The organism is Asanoa siamensis, from assembly GCF_016862555.1.
GTDB classification, from domain to species: domain Bacteria; phylum Actinomycetota; class Actinomycetes; order Mycobacteriales; family Micromonosporaceae; genus Asanoa; species Asanoa siamensis.
The window spans coordinates 44,112-61,671 of sequence record NZ_BONE01000024.1; the positions used below are offsets into that span (position 1 = coordinate 44,112).

Genomic DNA, 17,560 nt, shown 5'->3' on the forward strand with positions numbered 1-17,560 from the left:
AGCGGTTACCTCCCGGCGGTCAGGTCGAAGCCGATGTACTCGGCCGCGTCCTCGGGGTTGGCGAACATGATGGTGCGGTCGTCCTCGTGGATCATCCGGCCGTAGTGGGTCGACATGCTCTCCTCGAACTCGGCCGCGTCGAAGTAGCCGGCCTCCTCGCCGAGCGCCTCGGAGATCTCGTCGTAGACGACGTCCATCCGGTTCAGCGCGTCGACGCGGATCATCGACGGCAACGGCGTGACGCGTACGTTCGGCTTGGTCCTCATGACCTCGGCCACCACGACGCCGACCTGGTTGTTCATCAGCGTGAAGCCGCACATGTTCGACGGGCTGTTGTCGGATTTGAACGGGCTCTCCGAAACCTTGAACTGCGTCACTGGGCCAGCTCCTTCGGTGTCTCGAGGCCGAGGTCGGTCACGATGCCGGCGAAGCGGCTCTTGGCGCTGTCCAGCGCGTCCTCGAAGCGCGGCGGCTTGGCCTCCGGCTGCGACCACAGCGGCTGCAACGCGCGGGCCGCGGCGATCGAGGCCGGCACCCAGTCGGCCATCCAGGAGTGCAGGATCCGCTTGTTGTGCTCGGCGAACTCGCGATCGGCGGTCAGCAACTCGAACATCGCCCGCGTGTAGCGCAGGTCGCGCTCCGAGAAGTCGTACTCCTCGGCCCCGACGATCGTGGGCGTCACGAAGTCGCCGTTGCGCGGCGCGGCGTGCTGCACGAGGTGGCTGCGGAACAGCTCGCCGACGAGCGGCTCGAACACGACGTTGGCCGCGAACACCGCCTCGCACCAGTCGTCGACCGCGGTCAGGCGCTCGGCCGTCTCGCGTACGCCCTGCCAGGCCGGGTCGTTGTTCCAGGCGTCCAGGTGTGCCGACCCGTCGAAGCCCTCGATCTCCTCGCTCAGCGTGAGGCCGTAGAGCGCGAGGTCCTGCGCGGCCCGGATCCGGTGCATGCTGTTCACCGAGATCGCGTTGTTGTGCATGTTGGTGGGCGCCCGCCGGTTGGCGTTGGCGAACAGGTAGAGGCCCAGGCCGTGGTCGACGTGCATCCAGGCACCCACGTGCCGCTCGACGAACCGCACCCAGTTGGTGTTCCACTGCTCGAACGCCTTGGAGCGGCGGGCAGCCTCGACGTTCTGGCCGACCTGGCGCACGACGTTGGCGTTGTAGCGGTAGAGCGACAGCTCCCACTCCTCGTTGGGGTCACGGAACTCGTGCCAGCCGTGGGCCGGCCAGTCGTAGCCCTTGCCGCCCGAACCCGGACCGCGGGCGGGCTCGGGCCGGTCCGAGCCCCACGCCTTCAGCACGGTCCAGTCCAGCGGGTAGCCGCCGCGACCGTCGGAGAAGCCGTACAGCCAGCCCTGCGCCAGGTAGTGCCGCGGGTCGGGCTGGACCTCGACCGTCACGTCCTCGTAGTGGGTCTGCTTGCGCTTCTGCGGTGTGTAGTAGTTGAACCGGCGCGCGGTCGAGTCTGGGAACTCCTTCGCACCGGCTTCGGCGTCGGTGAAGACGGGCTTGGGAACACTGCGTTCCGCGGTCGTCATCGGTCCTCCCCACCAGTCGTCGTGAACTTGTCGTAGTAGATGTGCTTCTCGGGTACGCCGAGCAGGCCGAGCAACGGCATCGCCGCCTCGACCATCGGGGGCGGCCCGCAGAGGTACGCGTGCGCGCGGCGCAGGTCGGCCTCGTCGCGCTTGACCACGTCGGTGATCAGGCCGACCTCGCCGTCCCAGTTGTCCTCATCGGAGGGTTCCGACAACGCCGGCACGAAGCGGAAGTTCGGCAGCTTCTCCTCGAGCGCCTCGAGCTCCGCCACGAAGCAGAGGTCGCGCCGGCGCCGGGCGCCGTAGTAGAACACCGCCCGGCGGTCGATCCCGCGCTCCGCCATCGAGCGCAGCAGGGCCAGGATCGGTGCGAGCCCGGCGCCGCCGCCGACGAAGACGATGTCCTCGTCGTGCCCCTCGCGGAGCGTGAAGACGCCGAAGGGGCCGGTCAGGTCGAGCCGGTCACCGACGGCCAGCCGACCGTCCAGGAAGGACGAGAAGAGGCCGTCGGGGTAGACCTTGATGACGAACTCCAGCCGCCCGCCCTCACGGCTGGAGGTGTTCGCCATCGAGAAGGACCGGGTCGCGTCGGTCCCGGGCACCGCGATGTCCATGTACTGCCCGGGGAAGAACGTGATGTCCGTCGGCTCGACGAGCCGCAGCACCAGGTGCCGGAGGTCGTGCGTCACGTGGTCGATCGACACGACCTCCGCCACCGCGTTCTGGATCGGCAGCCCGGACCGGATCATCTCCTCGTCGAAGTTGAGCAGCTCGATCGTCACGTCCTCGTAGACGTGCGCCCGGCACAGCAGCGTGAAGCCCTCCTCCTTCTCGTAGTCGGGCAGGGCGAAGGTGGAGTACCGGTCGAGCTCGATGTCGTCGCCGTCGAGCACGAAGGACTTGCAGGCCGCGCACTGCCCTTCCTTGCAGCCGTGCATGAGCATCAGCCCCTGCTCGGCCGCGGAACGCAGCACGGTCTGCTCCTCGTCGACCTCGATCTCGATGCCGACGGGCTCGAACCGGACGCGGTGCTTCTCGCCCATCGCCGTGCCGTCAGGCGTCGTCGCGGGCGAAGCGTCCGGCCGGTCCACCCCGGACGTACGCGGCGTGGAAGGCGGCCCGCTCGTCGTCCGTCATCTCGTTGAGCAGCACGTTCGGGCTCAGGAGAGGATCCATCCGACGCAGGTGGTCCAGCGTCCACATCTTCGACGGGTCGAGGTTCAGGTGCGGCTGCGCGACGAGGGTCTTGCCGTCGTCGCGGACGAAGCCCATGTCGGAGACCACGTCGGCCCAGTTCCAGCCGTGGTAGAGGGTCTCCCACTCGCGGGAGCCGATGAGCTGGCCCATGTTGGGCGTCTGGCGGCCCTGGTAGGTCGGGCGGAACGCCTCGACGTCGGTCCACCGGCACGCCTCGTGGCAGTAGGTGCGCCACTGGCCGTCGACCTCGGCCATCACCATGTCCTCGCGGACCAGGCACGGGACCATGCAGACCCAGCAGCGGTGCGGGTACTGGTAGTCGACGTCCTCCGCGACGATCGGGTGGTGCCCGTTAGGCGTGGAGAGGCGGTTGTACTGCTCCCACCACTTGCCGTACCGGTCGTACCAGCCGGGGTACTTGTGCTCGAACCACTCGAAGTCCTTGTCGGTCATCGGGTCGATCCGCCAGTAGTTGGCAAGCCAGCCGGTCGCGAAGAACTGCGCGACCTCGTGCACGTAGCCCTTGTTCCAGATCTGGTTCCAGGCTTCCTCGATGAGGTCGTGCGGAATGACCAGACCATACTTCTCGAGGGGTACGAGGTACGAGCGGTAGTAGTCGTCGTAGATCCAGCGGCGCCACATCTCGGCGTACGACTCGCGGTCCTTGCGGCGGTCCTTCGTGCCGTACTCGATGAAGGTCCCGATCGCGGCGTCGACGACCCGGTGGTTGTTCCACCACGCGTACCGCAGGTCCCGCTCGAGCAGTTGGTGGTTGCCCTCGTCGGCGAGCGCCATGAGCAGCGTCGCGTACCCGTTGCTGATGTGCCGCGACTCGTCGGACTGCACCGAGTGGAACACCGTCGGCAGCAGGTAGTCGCCGTTCGCGGCGGCCTCGGCCGGCATCGCGACGAAGAGCGTGTTCGTGAACGCCGTCTCGGCGACGATCGTGAGGTAGATGCTGGCCGCGGTGATCGCGTCGCCGGTGATGAAGCCCTCGGCGAACTGCCGCCCGATCGTCCCGCAGTAGTCGTTCTGGAAGTTGCGGAGGCTGCTGTTGAAGCCCGCCGGGTCGATGTAGTTGTTCATGTACAGGCGCTTGAGGTTCTGCTGGATCGTCGAGTGCCGGACCTCGTCGATCATCTGGATGGCCTGGCCGTTGTGCAGCTCCGGATTGGGCACCGTGCGGAACAGCAGCGGCATCGCGCGGGCCGCGGAGATCTCCGGCAACGGGATGATCGACAGGAACAGCTTCTGCCATTCGAGCCAACGCTCCTGCACCTGGCGGAACATGTTGCCGCGGATCGCGCCGTCGGAAGCGCCGTACACCCGGTGGTCCTTCTCCTCCTGCATCGGGAAGTAGGACCGCAGGACCTGCTTGAGCGGGTCCTTCTTCTGCGCCTTGCGGAAGGTGTAGTCGGTTCCGTAGTGGGACACCGGCTCGTGGTACATGGGTTCCCAGGACAACTCCTGGATCTTCTGATGAGCCCTGGCCACGCTCTGCCGACTCATGGGTCACTCCTCACCGTTGACTGTGCGCCATGCGACGGATCAGACCGCACACCGTTGTCGCCTGCGGTCTCACATTGAGTCAGGAGCCGTCGTCGAACATCGCGGCGCGGATCTCCGCGAGGTGCTTCCTGACGTTCTCGCCCACCTGTCGATCACCCTCGGCCGCCGGCTCGATGCCCAGGGCGCGCAGGAGATCGGCCGCCGGGGCACCCGGATCGGCGCCGCCCAGGATCGGATGCAGGCCCTGCGCCGCGAGGTGGTGGAAGACCACGTTGACGACGCTCCACGGGTTGAACGACTCGCGCGCCTCCGTCGGCTCCATCGTTCGAGTCCACACCCGGCCGCCGGCTGTGGGGTCTCAACATGAGACGGTCCGGCTGGACCCGGCGCGTACGGTGTAACCAGGATGTAACCGGAGCATGGGGGCCGCCATGCCGCCACGATCGAAGTCGCCGGACGGGCACAGCGACCAGCTGGCGCGAACACGGGAACAGTTCCTGACCGCCGAGGCCGTCGACACCAACCAGGTGCGCGACGCGATCCTCGCCTCCTGGTGGCGGTCCAGGCGCTGGAACGTGGCCGCCGACCATATCGACCTGACCTACGTGCGAGACCCGGATCTCGACACGCCGCTGACGCGCAGCGCCCTGCCGGTGCTGCGGCACCTGCGCGAGCACCTCGACGGCCAGCCGATCAGCATCATCCTCACCGACCCGCAGGGGCTCGTGTTGACCAGGATGGACGCGGGTCGTGATCTCGACACGCACCTGGAACGGGTCAACCTCGCGCCCGGTTTCAGCTACGCCGAAGAACATGTCGGCACCAACGGCATCGGTACGGCCCTGGAAGGCGGCCGGCCGATGCACGTCTTCGGCCACGAGCACTACGCCGAGAACCTGGAGGACCTGGCCTGCGCGGGCGTCCCGATCCACCACCCGATCTCCGGCAAGACCGTCGGCGCGGTCGACCTGACCTGCTGGCGCAAGGACGCCGACCCGCTGCTGCTGACGCTGGCCAAGACCACGGCGGGCCAGATCCAGCAGGCGCTGCTGACCGACAGCGGCATCCGCGAGCTCGAGTTGCTGCAGGAATACCTGCGCACCTGCCGCCGTACCGCCGGAATCGTGATGGCCCTGAACAACGACGTCGTGATGATGAACGACAACGCGCGGCAGGTGCTCGACCCGACGGAGCAGTCGATCCTGCTGGCCCAGGCCGCGGAGACGCTGGCGAGCCGGACGCCGACGGGCTCGGTGGTGGTGTCCCTGCCGAGCGGCGCCCGGGCCCGCCTCTACTGCCGCCCGGTCCGCGGCGAGGGCCGCCTGGCCGGCGGTGTCGTGCACGTGAAGCTCTCCGGGCCCGGCGCCGCGTCGCGCCCGGAGACGGCCACCCCGATCCGGATGTTCCTCCCCGGCCTGGTGGGGTCGGGTGCGCTGTGGCTGCGGGGTTGCCACCAGGTGCGCGCGGTCTACGACGCGGGCGAGTGGCTCGCGGTGGAGGGCGAGCCGGGGGTGGGCAAGCTGGCGGTGGTCCGCGCGGTCCACCAGCACCGCCGCCCCGGCGTGCATTTCACGGTGCTGGACGCGGCCACGGCGGTCCGCCGCGGTTGGCTGGCCGACGCCCACCGCGAGCTGCTCGACGACTCCCGCGCGGTGGTGATCACGCACGTGGACCGGCTCAGCAGCGGCCGCCTGCGGTCGCTGTCCCGCCTGCTGGAGGAGGCCCGCGCCCTCCCGTCGCCGCCGTGGGTCGCGGTGACCTTGAGCCAACGCCACGACAGCGGCGAGATGGCGGGCCTGCTGCGGTTCTTCCCGAGCACGGTGGAGCTGCCGCCGCTGCGCCACCACGTGGAGGACGTCCACGCCCTGGTCCCGTTCTTCCTGTCCCGCCTGGTCGGCGGCAGCAACCTGACGTGCTCCCCGGACGCGATGCAGCTGCTGCTGCGCTCGAGCTGGCCAGGCAACACGGAACAGCTGTTCCAGGTGCTACGCCGCATAGTCCAACACCGCCGCGCGGGCGCGATCCTGCCGGCGGACCTACCGCCGGAATGCCGCACGGTCAGCCGCCGTTTGCTGAGCCCGCTGGAAGCGATGGAACGCGACGCGATCGTCCGCAGCCTGATGGACTGGGACGGCAACAAAATCAAGGCGGCCAGCGCGCTGGGCATGTCACGAGCCACGATCTACAGAAAAATCCACGAGTACGGCATCGTCACCCCGACGACCTGACCGACTTGCCGCAGTGGGTCAGTTCGGTGATAATTCGAGCCACAGGGACCTGAGTGGCCCGTCTCGGTGTGGCGCTACCCCGTTAGCCACACCATTCATGGGATATCACGCTCGCTTGGCATGGCTGTGCGTCCGCAACCACGTTGTTGGGTGCTCGAGGGGTAGGAGCGCTCAGGAGCGGAGCCGCGATGTTCGCGCAGCAGCAGTCCCTGGCCCAGGTCGCCCGCCGCCGAGTGCTCTACACCGGCGAGCCGCAGGCCCACGCGATCGCCGACCTTCGATCGCGTCCCGATGTCATGCTGCCGACCATCGATCAAGAACGGACACGGTTCGCCGGACTGGTTTTCGAGCAGGTGGTCCGCGCAGGCGGCAACTGTTGGGCGCATCCCTTTGGAGTCAAGGGCGTCTGGCACGAGCGTGGCAAGGTCATCATTGCGCTGGATCATCACACCGTCTTCCTCGATCGCACTACGCAACTCATGAGCTCGGTCGCCGTCGACAACTTGTTGCCCTATCTCCAGCCCGATGTCGAAGTCAGCCAGGTTCCGGGTCTCAGGGTCCAGTCGATCGCAGGCAAGGGTGGACGCGACCTCCACCTCATTGAGCGGGACGGGTCCGGACACCTTGTTCTCCGGGGCAGCAGAGGAACCAATTGGCGCGCCGTCCTCGCCAAGGTCGAGGATGACACTCGCGCCGCGGGGTTTCTGCCGTTGTGGAACCAGCGCGTCCTGACGGCGGAAGAAGCCGCCGAACGTCCAAGTTGGATCGCCTTCCGTGGCGACGCTCTCTGGCGGCTGGGCAGCGATCTGTTCCAGCGCATCAATCTCTTCTACTCCGTATCGTCGGCGTATACGACGAGTTCCTGGGTCACCGGCTCCCGATGGATCATCGAGATGTCGACCATGAGCCATGCCTGGAAGTCGCATGCGTCCTTCGTGTCAGTACTCACCGATCCTCACTTCGGTTTGAAGCTCGAACTGGCAAAGATGACGTGCCGCTGCGACGAGGCAGATCCTCATACGGAATGGCAGTGCCGGTTCAACTTCCACCCGGCTGGATCCCGCGACGCCATGCTCGAGTTGCGGTTCGTTCGAGAGCTCCCAGGGCCTGACGACGACTGGCGGGACTCATTCGAAAAAGTGGGCGCCGCCAGCGCGTGGCTCGATCGGGTGTTGCCACGGCGTCGAAGCGTCGGCGACGGAGTCAGCCGGTGATCGCCGCTGACGTGCTCGGTGAGCTGGTCGCGAGTGCCGGGCAGGTTGGAACGCCGATAGTGGTGTTGTTGATGTTGCCGCGCATGGTGGCAATGGCCCTCCACACAGCCACCGTGATCGTCGCCCTCTGGCACCCCAGCGCCGAGCGGCGGGCCGAAGCTGGTCGGCTGCTGGGCGGTCCAGCCAATCGACCTTCGCCCGACGAACAGGTGTGAGTAGGGCGCTGGGGATCCAATCCCGGTCGTCCCCGGACCTAAAGCGCGCTAGACGTCTCGATCGTCCAGAGGAGCTCCGTGAGGCGGTCCAGGGCGCGGGCCAGGTGGCGGCGGTAGGTGCTCAGGGGTAGGCCGAGGACCTGGGCCGCGGCCTCCTGTGACGGCGCCGGGCGTAGGTAGGTGCGGTGCAGGACCGACGCCAGCTGGGCGCCCTTCGGCTCGTCCGCGAGGCGGGTCACCGCCGCCTCGATCGTGGCGCGTAGGCCGTCCGTGGACGGGCCCGTCGGGGTCGACGCCAGCGCCGAGCCCAGCAGGGGGCTCGTGCACAGTTGCGCCGGGCGGTGCAAGTAAGGCAGCGCCGACTTGACCGCCGCCGTGAACTCCGCGTGGGACAGCGGTGGTGGGCGGAGCAGGGCCGTCGGCGGTGGGCCCGTCTCGCCCGTGTGGCCGCGTTCGCGCATCAGGTCCAGCCAGGTGTCGACCGGCAGGCGGCGCCAGTCCAGGCCGAACGCGACGTGCCGGCGGCCGTCGAGGTCCACCGAGACCAGCGGCGCGAAAGCCACGTAGTCGAAACGTGGTGCCCAGAACTCCGGGTCGACCGTTACGCCGAACGACCAGGCGAGTGGTTTGGTCATCCACTCGATCACGCTGGAGACCGGTGCGGCCAGGACGGCGTACGGGTCGCGTTGGTAGTCGCCCGTGCCGCCCATGAAGCGGATGATGTTGACCAGCTCGCCCGGGCGGGCCGGGCCGTGGCGGTCGACGTGGTCGAGGATCGCGCGCACGACCGGGTCGTGGGCCTCGCCGCCGCTGGGGAAGAACAGGTGATGGGCGAACCCGGCGACGCCGGTGGGGGAGCGCACCACGTGCAGGTGGTCGGGCTGGTCGCGCAGCCAGGACCGGGCGAGCGCCCCGGCGGCCGGACCCTCGAACCGCTCGACGATCCCGCCGACCTCCTCGTGCTCGTCGGTGCGGGCCGGCACGACGGCGGCGGAGCCCAGCGCCCGCAACGCCGCGAAACCGCTGGCGAACGGGCTGTTGCGGTGCAGGAAGAGCAGCTGTTGGCCGTGCCTTTGGCGGTCGGGGCCGCTGGTCGTGCGCAGGCCCGCGACCGTGTACGCGTGGATCGTCCGGCGGTGCCCCCGGTACCGCTCCGGCAGCCGGCGCTCGAACTCCGCGTCGAGCACGTCGCGGGCGAGGTCGTGGGCGAACAGCCCGCGCGGGCCGCGGGTGACGAACGGCCGTGCCGCCAGCCACCGCCAGACCTCCGGCGCGGCGACGCCCACCATGTGCGCGAGCAACTCCTCGGTCGTCACCCAGGCGATCGCGCAGGTCGCGAGGCCGGTCAGGTGCGCGTCGCCGGGCACGTCGTGCAGCAACGACTCCAGCAGCACCGAGATGAGGTCCGGCGCGTCGGCGAGGGACTCCGGGACCGCGCCCGTCGCGGCCAGGTCGGCCAGGAGGGCGATCGTCAGCGGGTGGCCGTGGCCGAGCCGCACGAGATGGGCCCGCACCCCTGGCGCGGTGCCGGCCCGGGCCAGGAGGTCCAGGCTGTCCCGTTCGTCGAACGGGTCGAGCCGGTGCACGGCCACCAGGTGCCGCCAGCCGGCGTCGACCCGCCACGGCGCGGCGGGCGGCGAACGGCCGGCCAGCGCGACAACGGTGTCGGCGGCCAGACCGGGGACGAGATCGTCGCGTACCCAGCCGTCGATCGGCCCCAGCTCCTCGTAACCGTCCACGAGCAGCACGCCGGGCCGCGCGCCACCCAGCGCGCCACCCAGCGCGCTCAGCAGCGCCTCCGGCGAGGGGTCGATCTCGCGGCCGTCGACCTGCGCCACCTCGCGGCCGGCGGCGCGCGCCCGGGCGCGGAACTCCGCCAGCAGCGTGGTCTTGCCGATGCCGCCCTGGCCGTGGACGAACAGCACCCGGCGCGGCGTGCGCCCGGCGAGCGCGTCGTCGAAGCTGGCGACCTCGGCGCGGCGCCCGACGAACCGCTCCCGCCGCGCGCCTTCCAGCAGCTCGCCCAGGCTCGTGGCCACGTGGTCCACTCTCCGCCGCCGGACCCGCTTTGGACAGCGATTAACAACTATCTGACCTGGCGGGTGAGCGCGCTTCCGGGCAACCGTCGGCCATGCGATTCACGTGGACGATCAGCGTCGCCGCCACCGCGGCGTCCACCTACGCGCTGGACGCGGTCGCCGCGGCGGCCGGCGCCGGCCTCGTGGCCTCGGGCCTGCTCGCGGGCCTCGACCAAAGTTGGGTGCTGGCCATGCTCGTCGGCAGCTACCTGACCTGGGCCGTGGGCCTGGGTGTCAACCTGCGGGCCAACGGTCGCCTGCTGGCCGCGACGGGCACGAGCACCAACGTGCTGTCCAAGGCGGCGTACGAGATGGCCCGCCGGCGCGGCCGGTCACCGCGGCTGCCAGCGGCCGTCGCGTACGCCGCCACCGAGGTCGCCAAGGAGCTGCCCTACTACGCGGCGGCGTTCGGTGCCGCCGCCGCGACGGACACGATCACCACGACCGACGCGCTGATCTTCCTCGCCGGCGCGAACCTCGGTGCGGCCCTCTACGAGTACGGCCTCGCCCGCCTCACCACCGCCGTCCTGCGCCGCCGCCGGTACGCGTCCTTCGACACCGACTGGGATCCGGCCCGCTACCTGGCCGACTACTACCGCACCGTCGAGCCCGACGAGATCGTCACCATCGCGTTCCTCGTCGACGCCCTGCGGCACGCGGAACGCGACCAGCCGGTGCTGTTCTTCGGCGTCGGGCCCACGATGCACCACGTGTTCGCGGCCGCGGAGAGAGCCTCCGAGATCCACCTGGGCGACTACCTGCCGGCGAACCTCGCCGAGATCCGGCGCTGGATCGACGGGGAGCCGGGCGCCCACGACTGGCGCCCGTTCATCCGGCACACGCTGCGCTGCGAGACGGGCCGCGAGCCGACCGAAGCCGAGGTGGCGAACCGCGCGGACCTGACCAGAGCGAAGATCACCCGGCTCGTACGCGTCGACGCCGGCGATCCGCGCCCCGTCGACCAGCGGTACGCGACCGTGGTCAGCGCCTACTGCGCCGACTCCGCCACCGACGACCCCGCCACCTGGCGCCGCTTCATGCGCAACATCACGGGCCTGGTCCGGCCCGGCGGCCTGTTCGTCACCGCCGCGCTGCACCGCTGCCGCGGCTACACCGTCGGCGGCCGGCTGTTCCCCAGCGCGAACGTCGGGGAAGACGACCTCCGGGCGGTGCTGCGACCCGCGTTCGACCCGCACGTCGAGGTCCGGGCCACCGGCCAGGACACGACCCACGGGTACGCCGCGGTCCTGCTCGCGTGGGGGCTAAGCGTCGGCCCAGCCGAAGTGGTCGAGCGGTCCGTGGCCCGTGCCCAGGCGCCAGTGGGCGCCGCCCGCGACCGCGCGGCTGACGAAGGCCTTGGCACCTTCGAGCGCCGTCCGGAGGTCGTCCCCCTGGGCCAGATGGGCGGCGGTGGCCGCCGCGAATGAGCAGCCGGTGCCGTGGTTGTTGGGGGTGTCGATCCACGGCCCATGCAACTCGTAGGCCTCCTTGCCGTCCCAGACCACGTCGACCGCCTCGCCGGTCGCCTCACCCGCCGGGTGGCCGCCCTTGACCACCGCGGCCGCGGCACCCAGATCGCCGAGCGCGCGAGCCGCCGCGTGCTGGTCGTCGCGGTTCCGGATCGGCGTGCCGAGCAGCACCTCGGCCTCGCGCAGGTTCGGCGTCACCACCGTGGCGTGCGGGAAGAGCAGCGAACGGTAGGCCACCTCCGCCGACGGTTCCAGGAGGCGGTCGCCGCTGGAGGAGACCATCACCGGGTCGACGACGAGGTGGGGGAGGCGGCCCGCCGCGGCCAGTGCCGCGACCGCCTCGACCGTCGCGGCGGTGGCCAGCATGCCGGTCTTCACCGCGCCGACCGGGAGGTCGTCCAGGACCGCGTCGATCTGCGCCACGACGAAATCCGTCGGGGTCGCGTGCACGCCGCGGACGCCGATGGTGTTCTGCGCCGTCAGCGCCGTGATCGCGCTCGTGCCGTACACCCGCAGCGCCGCGAAGGTCTTCAGGTCGGCCTGGATGCCGGCGCCGCCACCGGAGTCCGAGCCCGCGATGGTCAGCGCGACGGGTGGGTTCACGGTTTGGCCTCCTCGAGTGCGTCCACATAGTCAGCGACAGACCCCGGGTCGCGCATCACACCGCCCATGACCGCGACGCCGTACGCACCGGCGGCACGGCACGCGCGCACGTCGGTCGGGCGGATGCCGCCGAGGGCGAAGACCGGCGGCGCGTCGGCGACCAGGGCGCCCAGCCCTGCCGGGCCCAGCGCCGGCCCGTAGCCGGGCTTCGACGCCGTCGGGAACACCGGCGACACGGTCACGTAGTCGCAACCCTCGGCCCGCGCCGCGGCCACCTCGGCCGCGTCGTGGCAGGAACGGCCCAGCACCGGGGGCCGCATCGCCGGGAACGGGTCGCGCGCCGCGAGGTGCGCGGTGCCGGCAACCAACAGGGTCCCACCCACGGGACTCAGTATGCCACTCAGCGAAGCTGCCAGCGACTCGCGGGCAGCGGCGGGCAGGTCCTTCTCCCGCAGCAGCACCGCGCGGGCGCCGGCCGCGACCGCCGCGGCCACGGTCTCCACCAGCGGGCCGGCGCACTGCGTGCGGTCCGTCAGGACCAGCAGTCGCGGCAGCCTCACAGGGCGGCCCGGCCGGCGTCCTGAGTGGACGCCTGCGCGTGCCACCGCCGCTCGATGCGCCCCGCGCGGAACGCCAGCCGGCCCGCGTCCACCGCGTTGCGCATGGCAAGTGCCATCAGCTCGGGCGAACGGGCCCGGGTCACGGCCGACGCCAGCAGCACCCCGTCGCAGCCGAGCTCCATCGCCAGCGCCGCGTCCGAGGCCGTGCCCACGCCGGCGTCCAGGATCACCGGCACCTGGACGACCTCGCGGATCAGCGAGATGTTGTGCGGGTTGCGGATGCCGAGGCCGCTGCCGATCGGGGAGCCGAGCGGCATCACCGCCGCGCAGCCGATGTCGGCCAGGCGGCGCGCGGTGATCGGGTCGTCGTTGGTGTACGGCAGCACCGTGAAGCCGTCCGCGACGAGTTGCTCGGCGGCGTCCAGCAGCTCGACCGGGTCGGGCAGCAGCGTCCGCTCGTCGCCGATCACCTCGAGCTTCACCCAGTCGGTCTCGAACGCCTCGCGGGCCAACCGGGCGGTACGCACGGCCTCGCGGGCCGTGAAGCAGCCGGCCGTGTTCGGCAGCAGCCGCACGCCGCACTGCTCCAGCACCTCGGCGAGCGCACCGCTGGTGGACGCCTCGACCCGGCGCAGCGCCACGGTGACGAGCGCGGTGCCCGACGCCGCGACGGCGCGCGACAGCACCTCGAGGCTCGGCACCCCGCCGGTGCCCAGGATCAGGCGGGACGGCAGCGACACGCCACCGATCGAGAAGACGTCGGCCATCGCGATCACCCGCCCGCCACCGCGACGAGGATCTCGACCTCGTCGCCGTCGGACAGCGGGGTGCTCGCCCACTCCGAGCGCGGCACCACCTCGCCGTTGCGGGCCACCGCGACCCGGCGCTGGTCGGTGCGGGTCGCGACCAGCGCGGCCACCGTGACCGGCGGCGCCAGGTCGACGGTCTCACCGTTGACGGTCACCGTCATCGGAACCTCCCGTCCATCGTGAACGGTGCCGCGTAGGCGGGCAGCGTCCCCTCGGTCAACAGGTCGGCGATCGCGTCCGCGGTCGCCGGGGTCAGCAGGACGCCGTTGCGGTGGTGGCCGGTGGCCAGCACCAGCCCCGGCAGCGGCGACGGGCCGAGCAGCGGTGCGTTGTCGGGCGTGCCCGGGCGCCAGCGGGCCAGCGTCTCCACCAGCTCCAGCTCGGCGACCTCCGGGACCACCTCGATCGCGTCGCGGAGCAGGTCGTGCACGGCGCCGGCCGTCACCGTCGCGTCGAACCCCAGCTCCTCGCTGGTCGCGCCGACCACGAGCCGGTCGTCGGCGGAGGGCACCAGGTAGACGTGCCGGCCGCGCACCAGCGCCCGGATCGTGCCCGCGAGCAGCCCGTCGCCGCCGCGCAGGCGCAGGATCTGGCCCTTCACCGGCCGCACCGGGAGTGGGGGAGTGCCGGGCAGGGCACCGCTCCAGGCGCCGAGCGCCAGGACGACGGTGTCGCCGCCCAGCACAGCGCCGCTCGACAGCACCACCCCGGTCGCGCGGTCGTCGGTGACGGCCAACGCGGCGATCCGCGACCGGACGATCTCGACCCCGGCGTCGACGGCGGCAGTCAGCAGCGCGGCGTGCAGCGCCCGCGGCTCGATGGAGTGGTCCGTCGGCGCGTGCAGGGCGCCGCGCACCCGCGGGCTCAGCGCCGGCTCGCGCCGCCGGGCCTGTCCCGCCGTCAGGCGCTCGACCGGGAGCCCGGACTCGACGTAGTAGGCGTGCAGCCGGTCCAGCGCCGCCATGTCGTCGGCGTCGAAACCGACCTCCACGGTGCCGGCCGTACGCAGCGCGACGGTGCCGCCGAGATCGGCGAGGAAGCCCGGATACCGGGCCAGCGACTCCCGGCTGAGCGCCCGCAGAGCCTCCTCGCCGTACGCCGCCTCGGTCAGCGGCGCCAGCATCCCGGCCGCCGCCCGCGACGCACCGTCGCCGGGCGCGTCGTCGACCACCGTCACGGACAGCCCGCGCGTGGCCGCCCGCCAGGCCACCGCGAGCCCGATCAGCCCGCCGCCGGCCACCACGACGGTCATGTCACGTCCAGCGCGGCCAGGAACTCCGCCGCGGCCGCGGCCGGATCCGCCGCCCCCGACACCGCGGACACGACCGCGACGCCGTGCGCCCCGGCCTTGCGGAGCGCCGGCACCCGGTCGACGGTCACCCCGCCGATCGCGATCACGGGCACCCGCACCGCGACGGCCACCGCCGCGACACCGGCGGGCCCGATCGGGTCGGGCAGGCCGTCCTTCGTGGTCGTCGCGAACGCCGGCCCCACACCCAGATAGTCGGCGCCCGCCGTCACCAGCGCGGCCGCCGTCACCGGGTCCCGGGCGGTGCCGCCGATGAGGTGGGCGGGCCCCGCGATCCGGCGTACGACCTCGATCGGCAGGTCGTCGGCGCCGACGTGGGTGCCGTCCGCCCGCGCGGCGAGCGCCAGGTCGACCCGGTCGTTGACGATGCAGAGCGCCCGGTCCGCGCGGCAGAGCAACACGACCTCACGCGCGAACGCGTACCGCTGCCTGTCGCTGCCGGTCTTGGTGCGGACCTGGACCACCGGCGCCCCACCCGCCAGCGCGGCCCGCACCGCCGCCAGACCACCGTCGGCGGACGTCACCACGTGCAGGCGCCCGATCATGGCGCCACCACCTTCCGTCGCCGCCCCGGCAGCAGGATCACCGTCGTCAGCACCGCCGCCACCGCGAGGCTGACCAACGAGGCCGACCAGCCGTTGGCCGGGTCGATGCCGAGGTCCTGCTGCCGCGCCGTCCACCAGGCCGTCCAGCCCTGCCCGACCGACGGGAAGAACGTCGGCAGCGTGAGTTGGTACGCCACGAAGCCCGCGGCCCAGGGGAGCAGCAGCCACGGCCGGGCGGGCGCGGTCGCGGACACGTCCCAGCGCCCGCGCGGCAGCACGAAGTAGGCGATCGCGAACACCCCGACCAGCGGCACGAAGACCGCGCCGATCAGGAACAGGAACGGCTCGTACGAGACGATGTCGACGACGAGGGCCAGCACCGTGGCGACGGCGCCCACCACGACGGCCAGCACGCGCCGGGAGAGCCGCTCGAGGATGTTCCCCGTCGACACCGCCGTCGAGTAGACGTTCGCGAAGGCCTCGTCGACCTCGACCACGACCAGCACGGCCAGGGCGACGGCGCCGAGCGGCACGGCCAGCAGCGCGTCGACCACGTCCAGCCCGCCGGCCCCGTACGCGGCCAGGGCGAGGGCACCCAGCAGGAAGCAGGCGATCGTCGCCGTGCCGTAGCCGACCGCGGCGCCCGCGAACGCGGCCCGGCCCGTGCGGGTGTGCCGGGTGTAGTCGGCGACCAGCGGGAACCACGACACCGGCAACGCGATGACCACGTCGACGGCCGTCCAGAACGAGCCGCCGTCGCCCGGCACCGGCTGGGGCGCGGCCCGCAGCACCTCGACGAAGAGGTAGGCGCCGGCGATCAGCGCCGCCCAGACGGCGTACCGGGCGAGCAACCGGACGGCACCTTGCGGCCGCATCGCCATCCAGGTGGCGGCGACGCCGGCGAGCAGCACGAAGGGCCACTTCGGCGCGTCCAGCACGGCCGACGCCGCCGACGCGATGATGAAGATCTCGAAGGTGGCCCAACCCACGCACTGGACCACGTTGACCACGGTGGGCAGGTACGAGAGCCGCCGACCGAGCAGGCCGCGCAGCAGCACCATCGCCGGCGCGCCCTCGCGGGCACCGGCGGCGGCGCCGAGGCCGAGCAGCACAGAGCCGATGACGGCCCCGACGACGATGGCGGCGGCGGTGACCCAGAGGGACCGCCCCGGCAGCACGGCGAAGGTGGCCGCGACGGGAAGCAACAGGCTGACGCCGAGGCTGCCGAACAGACCGGCGGTGTCGCGGAAGCCGAGGGCCCGCGCGGGCTGCGCGCGCTCGTCGGCCACGGCGGCGACAGAGGACAGTGACACGGGACGCTCCCTACGCCGGCATTACCCGGACCAGGTTCCGACGGTCGGCGGCGCGTCAGCCGCCCTCTCAGCCCGGTGCTCCGAGCTCCCGTTGTGACTTCCGGCAGGCTACGACAATCCAGCCCGCGACGCCATGGTTACGCAGATCACCCGCGTGTCACCGGCAGTCGCGAGCGGCCGAGCATCGCCACCACGAGCAGGAACAGCGCCAGCAGGGGTACGGACCAGCGGGCCGCCACGAGCAGCGCGGCGGCGACGGTGGCCCCGGCGGTCAGCGCGGCGAGTTGCCCGACGGCGGCCGCCCGCTGCCCCCGCTTGCCGGTGACCAGGTCGTGCACGGCCCCGGTGAGGGTGCCGGTCAGGTAGGTGGTCGACTCGTGCAGCCACCGCGCCACCACACTCTGCAGGCCCATCGCGAGACTGCCGGCGGCCAGCAGCAGCAACCGGTTGGTCCGCCCCGGCTCGCCGTCGGTCGCGATCCAGCCCCCGGTCAACGCGCCCAGCAGGGCCAGTTCGACGAGCAGATGCCCCGGCCAGCGGAAGCGGGGCACCCACAGCGCCAGTGCCACCCCGGCCGCGTACGCGCCGACCGCGACCGCCGGTGCGGCGAACGCGTGGTCGGACGTGCTGCCGATGCCGAGGCCGACGGTGACCAGGTTTCCGGTCACCACGCTGGCGAAGGCGCCGCCCAGGCCGACGATCGCGATCAGGTCGACGGCGCCGGCGCAGGCGGCGAGGGAGAGCGGGGTGACCCGGCGCCCGCCGCGCCTGGCCAACCCCGCCGGCTCCACAGGCACACGGTACGCGTTGATCCGGACTATGTGCCCGAAACCGGATCAACCCACCCGACGGGGTGGGCGCCGGGCCGAGGGGCGGCGCGGGCGCGGCCGGCGGGGCCCGCTGCGGCGGTGCCGGCGGCGCGGGCCGGGCGGTGGTCCGGCGGTCACGGGGTGGAGCGATGTGGACGGAGC

The 17,560-nt window shown here is 71.8% G+C and carries 17 protein-coding genes, 1 pseudogene and 1 riboswitch; of the genes and pseudogenes, 4 read left to right on the forward strand and 14 right to left on the reverse strand.

All coding sequences use genetic code 11. The features are described 5' to 3' along the window. Positions 1-5: 5 nt before the first annotated feature. The 5 genes from mimD to Asi02nite_RS16665 form a co-directional block, all read right to left on the reverse strand. Positions 6-377 carry a propane 2-monooxygenase effector subunit MimD gene (gene mimD, locus Asi02nite_RS16645; protein ID WP_203713914.1) on the reverse strand — a complete coding sequence of 124 codons (372 nt, stop codon included), beginning with the start codon at positions 375-377 and terminating at the stop codon, positions 6-8. Further along, positions 374-1,540 carry a ferritin family protein gene (locus Asi02nite_RS16650; protein ID WP_203713916.1) on the reverse strand — a complete coding sequence of 389 codons (1,167 nt, stop codon included), beginning with the start codon at positions 1,538-1,540 and terminating at the stop codon, positions 374-376. Before Asi02nite_RS16650 ends, mimD begins: the two co-directional genes overlap by 4 nt. After that, positions 1,537-2,583 carry an FAD-binding oxidoreductase gene (locus Asi02nite_RS16655; RefSeq protein ID WP_203713917.1) on the reverse strand — a complete coding sequence of 349 codons (1,047 nt, stop codon included), beginning with the start codon at positions 2,581-2,583 and terminating at the stop codon, positions 1,537-1,539. The genes Asi02nite_RS16650 and Asi02nite_RS16655 overlap by 4 nt, the downstream gene beginning before the upstream one ends. A 10-nt stretch (positions 2,584-2,593) precedes the next feature. Beyond that, the gene (locus tag Asi02nite_RS16660; protein ID WP_239126759.1) at positions 2,594-4,246 is read right to left on the reverse strand and encodes a ferritin family protein; all 1,653 of its coding nucleotides are present in this window, start codon (positions 4,244-4,246) and stop codon (positions 2,594-2,596) included. 79 nt (positions 4,247-4,325) lie between these two features. Beyond that, positions 4,326-4,568, reverse strand: coding sequence for a hypothetical protein (locus Asi02nite_RS16665; protein WP_203713919.1), 243 nt, complete (start codon positions 4,566-4,568; stop codon positions 4,326-4,328). A 109-nt stretch (positions 4,569-4,677) separates the two neighbouring features. Here Asi02nite_RS16665 and Asi02nite_RS16670 point away from each other — a divergent pair, with 109 nt between their 5' ends. From Asi02nite_RS16670 to Asi02nite_RS16680, 3 genes are all read left to right on the forward strand, one after another. Continuing rightward, on the forward strand, positions 4,678-6,474 hold the full coding sequence (locus Asi02nite_RS16670; RefSeq protein WP_203713921.1) for a sigma-54-dependent Fis family transcriptional regulator: 1,797 nt from the start codon (positions 4,678-4,680) through the stop codon (positions 6,472-6,474). A 188-nt stretch (positions 6,475-6,662) separates the two neighbouring features. Then, positions 6,663-7,688 (forward strand): hypothetical protein, encoded by a 1,026-nt coding sequence (locus Asi02nite_RS16675; protein ID WP_203713923.1) that lies wholly within the window; start codon positions 6,663-6,665, stop codon positions 7,686-7,688. Continuing rightward, on the forward strand, positions 7,685-7,903 hold the full coding sequence (locus Asi02nite_RS16680) for a hypothetical protein (protein WP_203713925.1): 219 nt from the start codon (positions 7,685-7,687) through the stop codon (positions 7,901-7,903). The genes Asi02nite_RS16675 and Asi02nite_RS16680 overlap by 4 nt, the downstream gene beginning before the upstream one ends. A gap of 38 nt (positions 7,904-7,941) precedes the next feature. Here the strand turns inward: Asi02nite_RS16680 and Asi02nite_RS16685 are convergent, their stop codons facing one another. Then, on the reverse strand, positions 7,942-9,942 hold the full coding sequence (locus tag Asi02nite_RS16685; protein ID WP_203713927.1) for an ATP-binding protein: 2,001 nt from the start codon (positions 9,940-9,942) through the stop codon (positions 7,942-7,944). Between the two features lie 350 nt (positions 9,943-10,292). Between Asi02nite_RS16685 and gntF the strand changes: the two are divergent. Continuing rightward, a pseudogene (gene gntF / locus Asi02nite_RS16690) lies at positions 10,293-11,147 on the forward strand (guanitoxin biosynthesis pre-guanitoxin forming N-methyltransferase GntF); the annotation flags it as partial. Positions 11,148-11,243: 96 nt separating this feature from the next. Here the strand turns inward: gntF and thiD are convergent. From thiD to Asi02nite_RS16730, 8 genes are all read right to left on the reverse strand, one after another. Then, complete coding sequence (thiD, locus tag Asi02nite_RS16695) at positions 11,244-12,053, reverse strand: bifunctional hydroxymethylpyrimidine kinase/phosphomethylpyrimidine kinase (protein WP_203713929.1); 810 nt, start codon at positions 12,051-12,053, stop codon at positions 11,244-11,246. Beyond that, positions 12,050-12,613: a thiamine phosphate synthase gene (locus Asi02nite_RS16700; RefSeq protein ID WP_203713931.1), complete on the reverse strand. Its 564-nt coding sequence runs from the start codon at positions 12,611-12,613 to the stop codon at positions 12,050-12,052. The genes thiD and Asi02nite_RS16700 overlap by 4 nt, the downstream gene beginning before the upstream one ends. Beyond that, positions 12,610-13,380, reverse strand: coding sequence for a thiazole synthase (locus Asi02nite_RS16705; protein WP_203713933.1), 771 nt, complete (start codon positions 13,378-13,380; stop codon positions 12,610-12,612). Before Asi02nite_RS16705 ends, Asi02nite_RS16700 begins: the two co-directional genes overlap by 4 nt. Positions 13,381-13,385: 5 nt before the next feature. Next, positions 13,386-13,583, reverse strand: a complete 198-nt coding sequence (gene thiS / locus Asi02nite_RS16710; RefSeq protein WP_203713935.1) for a sulfur carrier protein ThiS — start codon at positions 13,581-13,583, stop codon at positions 13,386-13,388. Then, complete coding sequence (thiO, locus tag Asi02nite_RS16715) at positions 13,580-14,674, reverse strand: glycine oxidase ThiO (RefSeq protein ID WP_203713937.1); 1,095 nt, start codon at positions 14,672-14,674, stop codon at positions 13,580-13,582. Before thiO ends, thiS begins: the two co-directional genes overlap by 4 nt. Further along, positions 14,671-15,276 (reverse strand): thiamine phosphate synthase, encoded by a 606-nt coding sequence (gene thiE, locus Asi02nite_RS16720; protein ID WP_203713938.1) that lies wholly within the window; start codon positions 15,274-15,276, stop codon positions 14,671-14,673. Before thiE ends, thiO begins: the two co-directional genes overlap by 4 nt. After that, on the reverse strand, positions 15,273-16,589 hold the full coding sequence (locus Asi02nite_RS16725; protein WP_203713940.1) for a cytosine permease: 1,317 nt from the start codon (positions 16,587-16,589) through the stop codon (positions 15,273-15,275). The genes thiE and Asi02nite_RS16725 overlap by 4 nt, the downstream gene beginning before the upstream one ends. Next, positions 16,579-16,691, reverse strand: a riboswitch (TPP riboswitch). (Overlaps the previous gene by 11 nt.) A gap of 44 nt (positions 16,692-16,735) precedes the next feature. Beyond that, entirely contained in the window at positions 16,736-17,380 is a 645-nt protein-coding gene (locus tag Asi02nite_RS16730) for a DUF1275 family protein (RefSeq protein ID WP_203713942.1), read from the reverse strand. Positions 17,381-17,560: the final 180 nt, after the last annotated feature.

Coding starts and splice junctions, on each gene's coding strand:
- Asi02nite_RS16675 (WP_203713923.1), top strand. CDS start 6,663: ATGTTCGCGCAGCAGCAGTCCCTGGCCCAGGTCGCCCGCCGCCGAGTG.
- Asi02nite_RS16650 (WP_203713916.1), bottom strand. CDS start 1,540: ATGACGACCGCGGAACGCAGTGTTCCCAAGCCCGTCTTCACCGACGCC.
- Asi02nite_RS16670 (WP_203713921.1), top strand. CDS start 4,678: ATGCCGCCACGATCGAAGTCGCCGGACGGGCACAGCGACCAGCTGGCG.
- Asi02nite_RS16660 (WP_239126759.1), bottom strand. CDS start 4,246: ATGAGTCGGCAGAGCGTGGCCAGGGCTCATCAGAAGATCCAGGAGTTG.
- Asi02nite_RS16665 (WP_203713919.1), bottom strand. CDS start 4,568: ATGGAGCCGACGGAGGCGCGCGAGTCGTTCAACCCGTGGAGCGTCGTC.
- Asi02nite_RS16655 (WP_203713917.1), bottom strand. CDS start 2,583: ATGGGCGAGAAGCACCGCGTCCGGTTCGAGCCCGTCGGCATCGAGATC.
- thiS (WP_203713935.1), bottom strand. CDS start 13,583: ATGACGGTGACCGTCAACGGTGAGACCGTCGACCTGGCGCCGCCGGTC.
- thiO (WP_203713937.1), bottom strand. CDS start 14,674: ATGACCGTCGTGGTGGCCGGCGGCGGGCTGATCGGGCTCGCGGTGGCC.
- thiE (WP_203713938.1), bottom strand. CDS start 15,276: ATGATCGGGCGCCTGCACGTGGTGACGTCCGCCGACGGTGGTCTGGCG.
- Asi02nite_RS16705 (WP_203713933.1), bottom strand. CDS start 13,380: ATGGCCGACGTCTTCTCGATCGGTGGCGTGTCGCTGCCGTCCCGCCTG.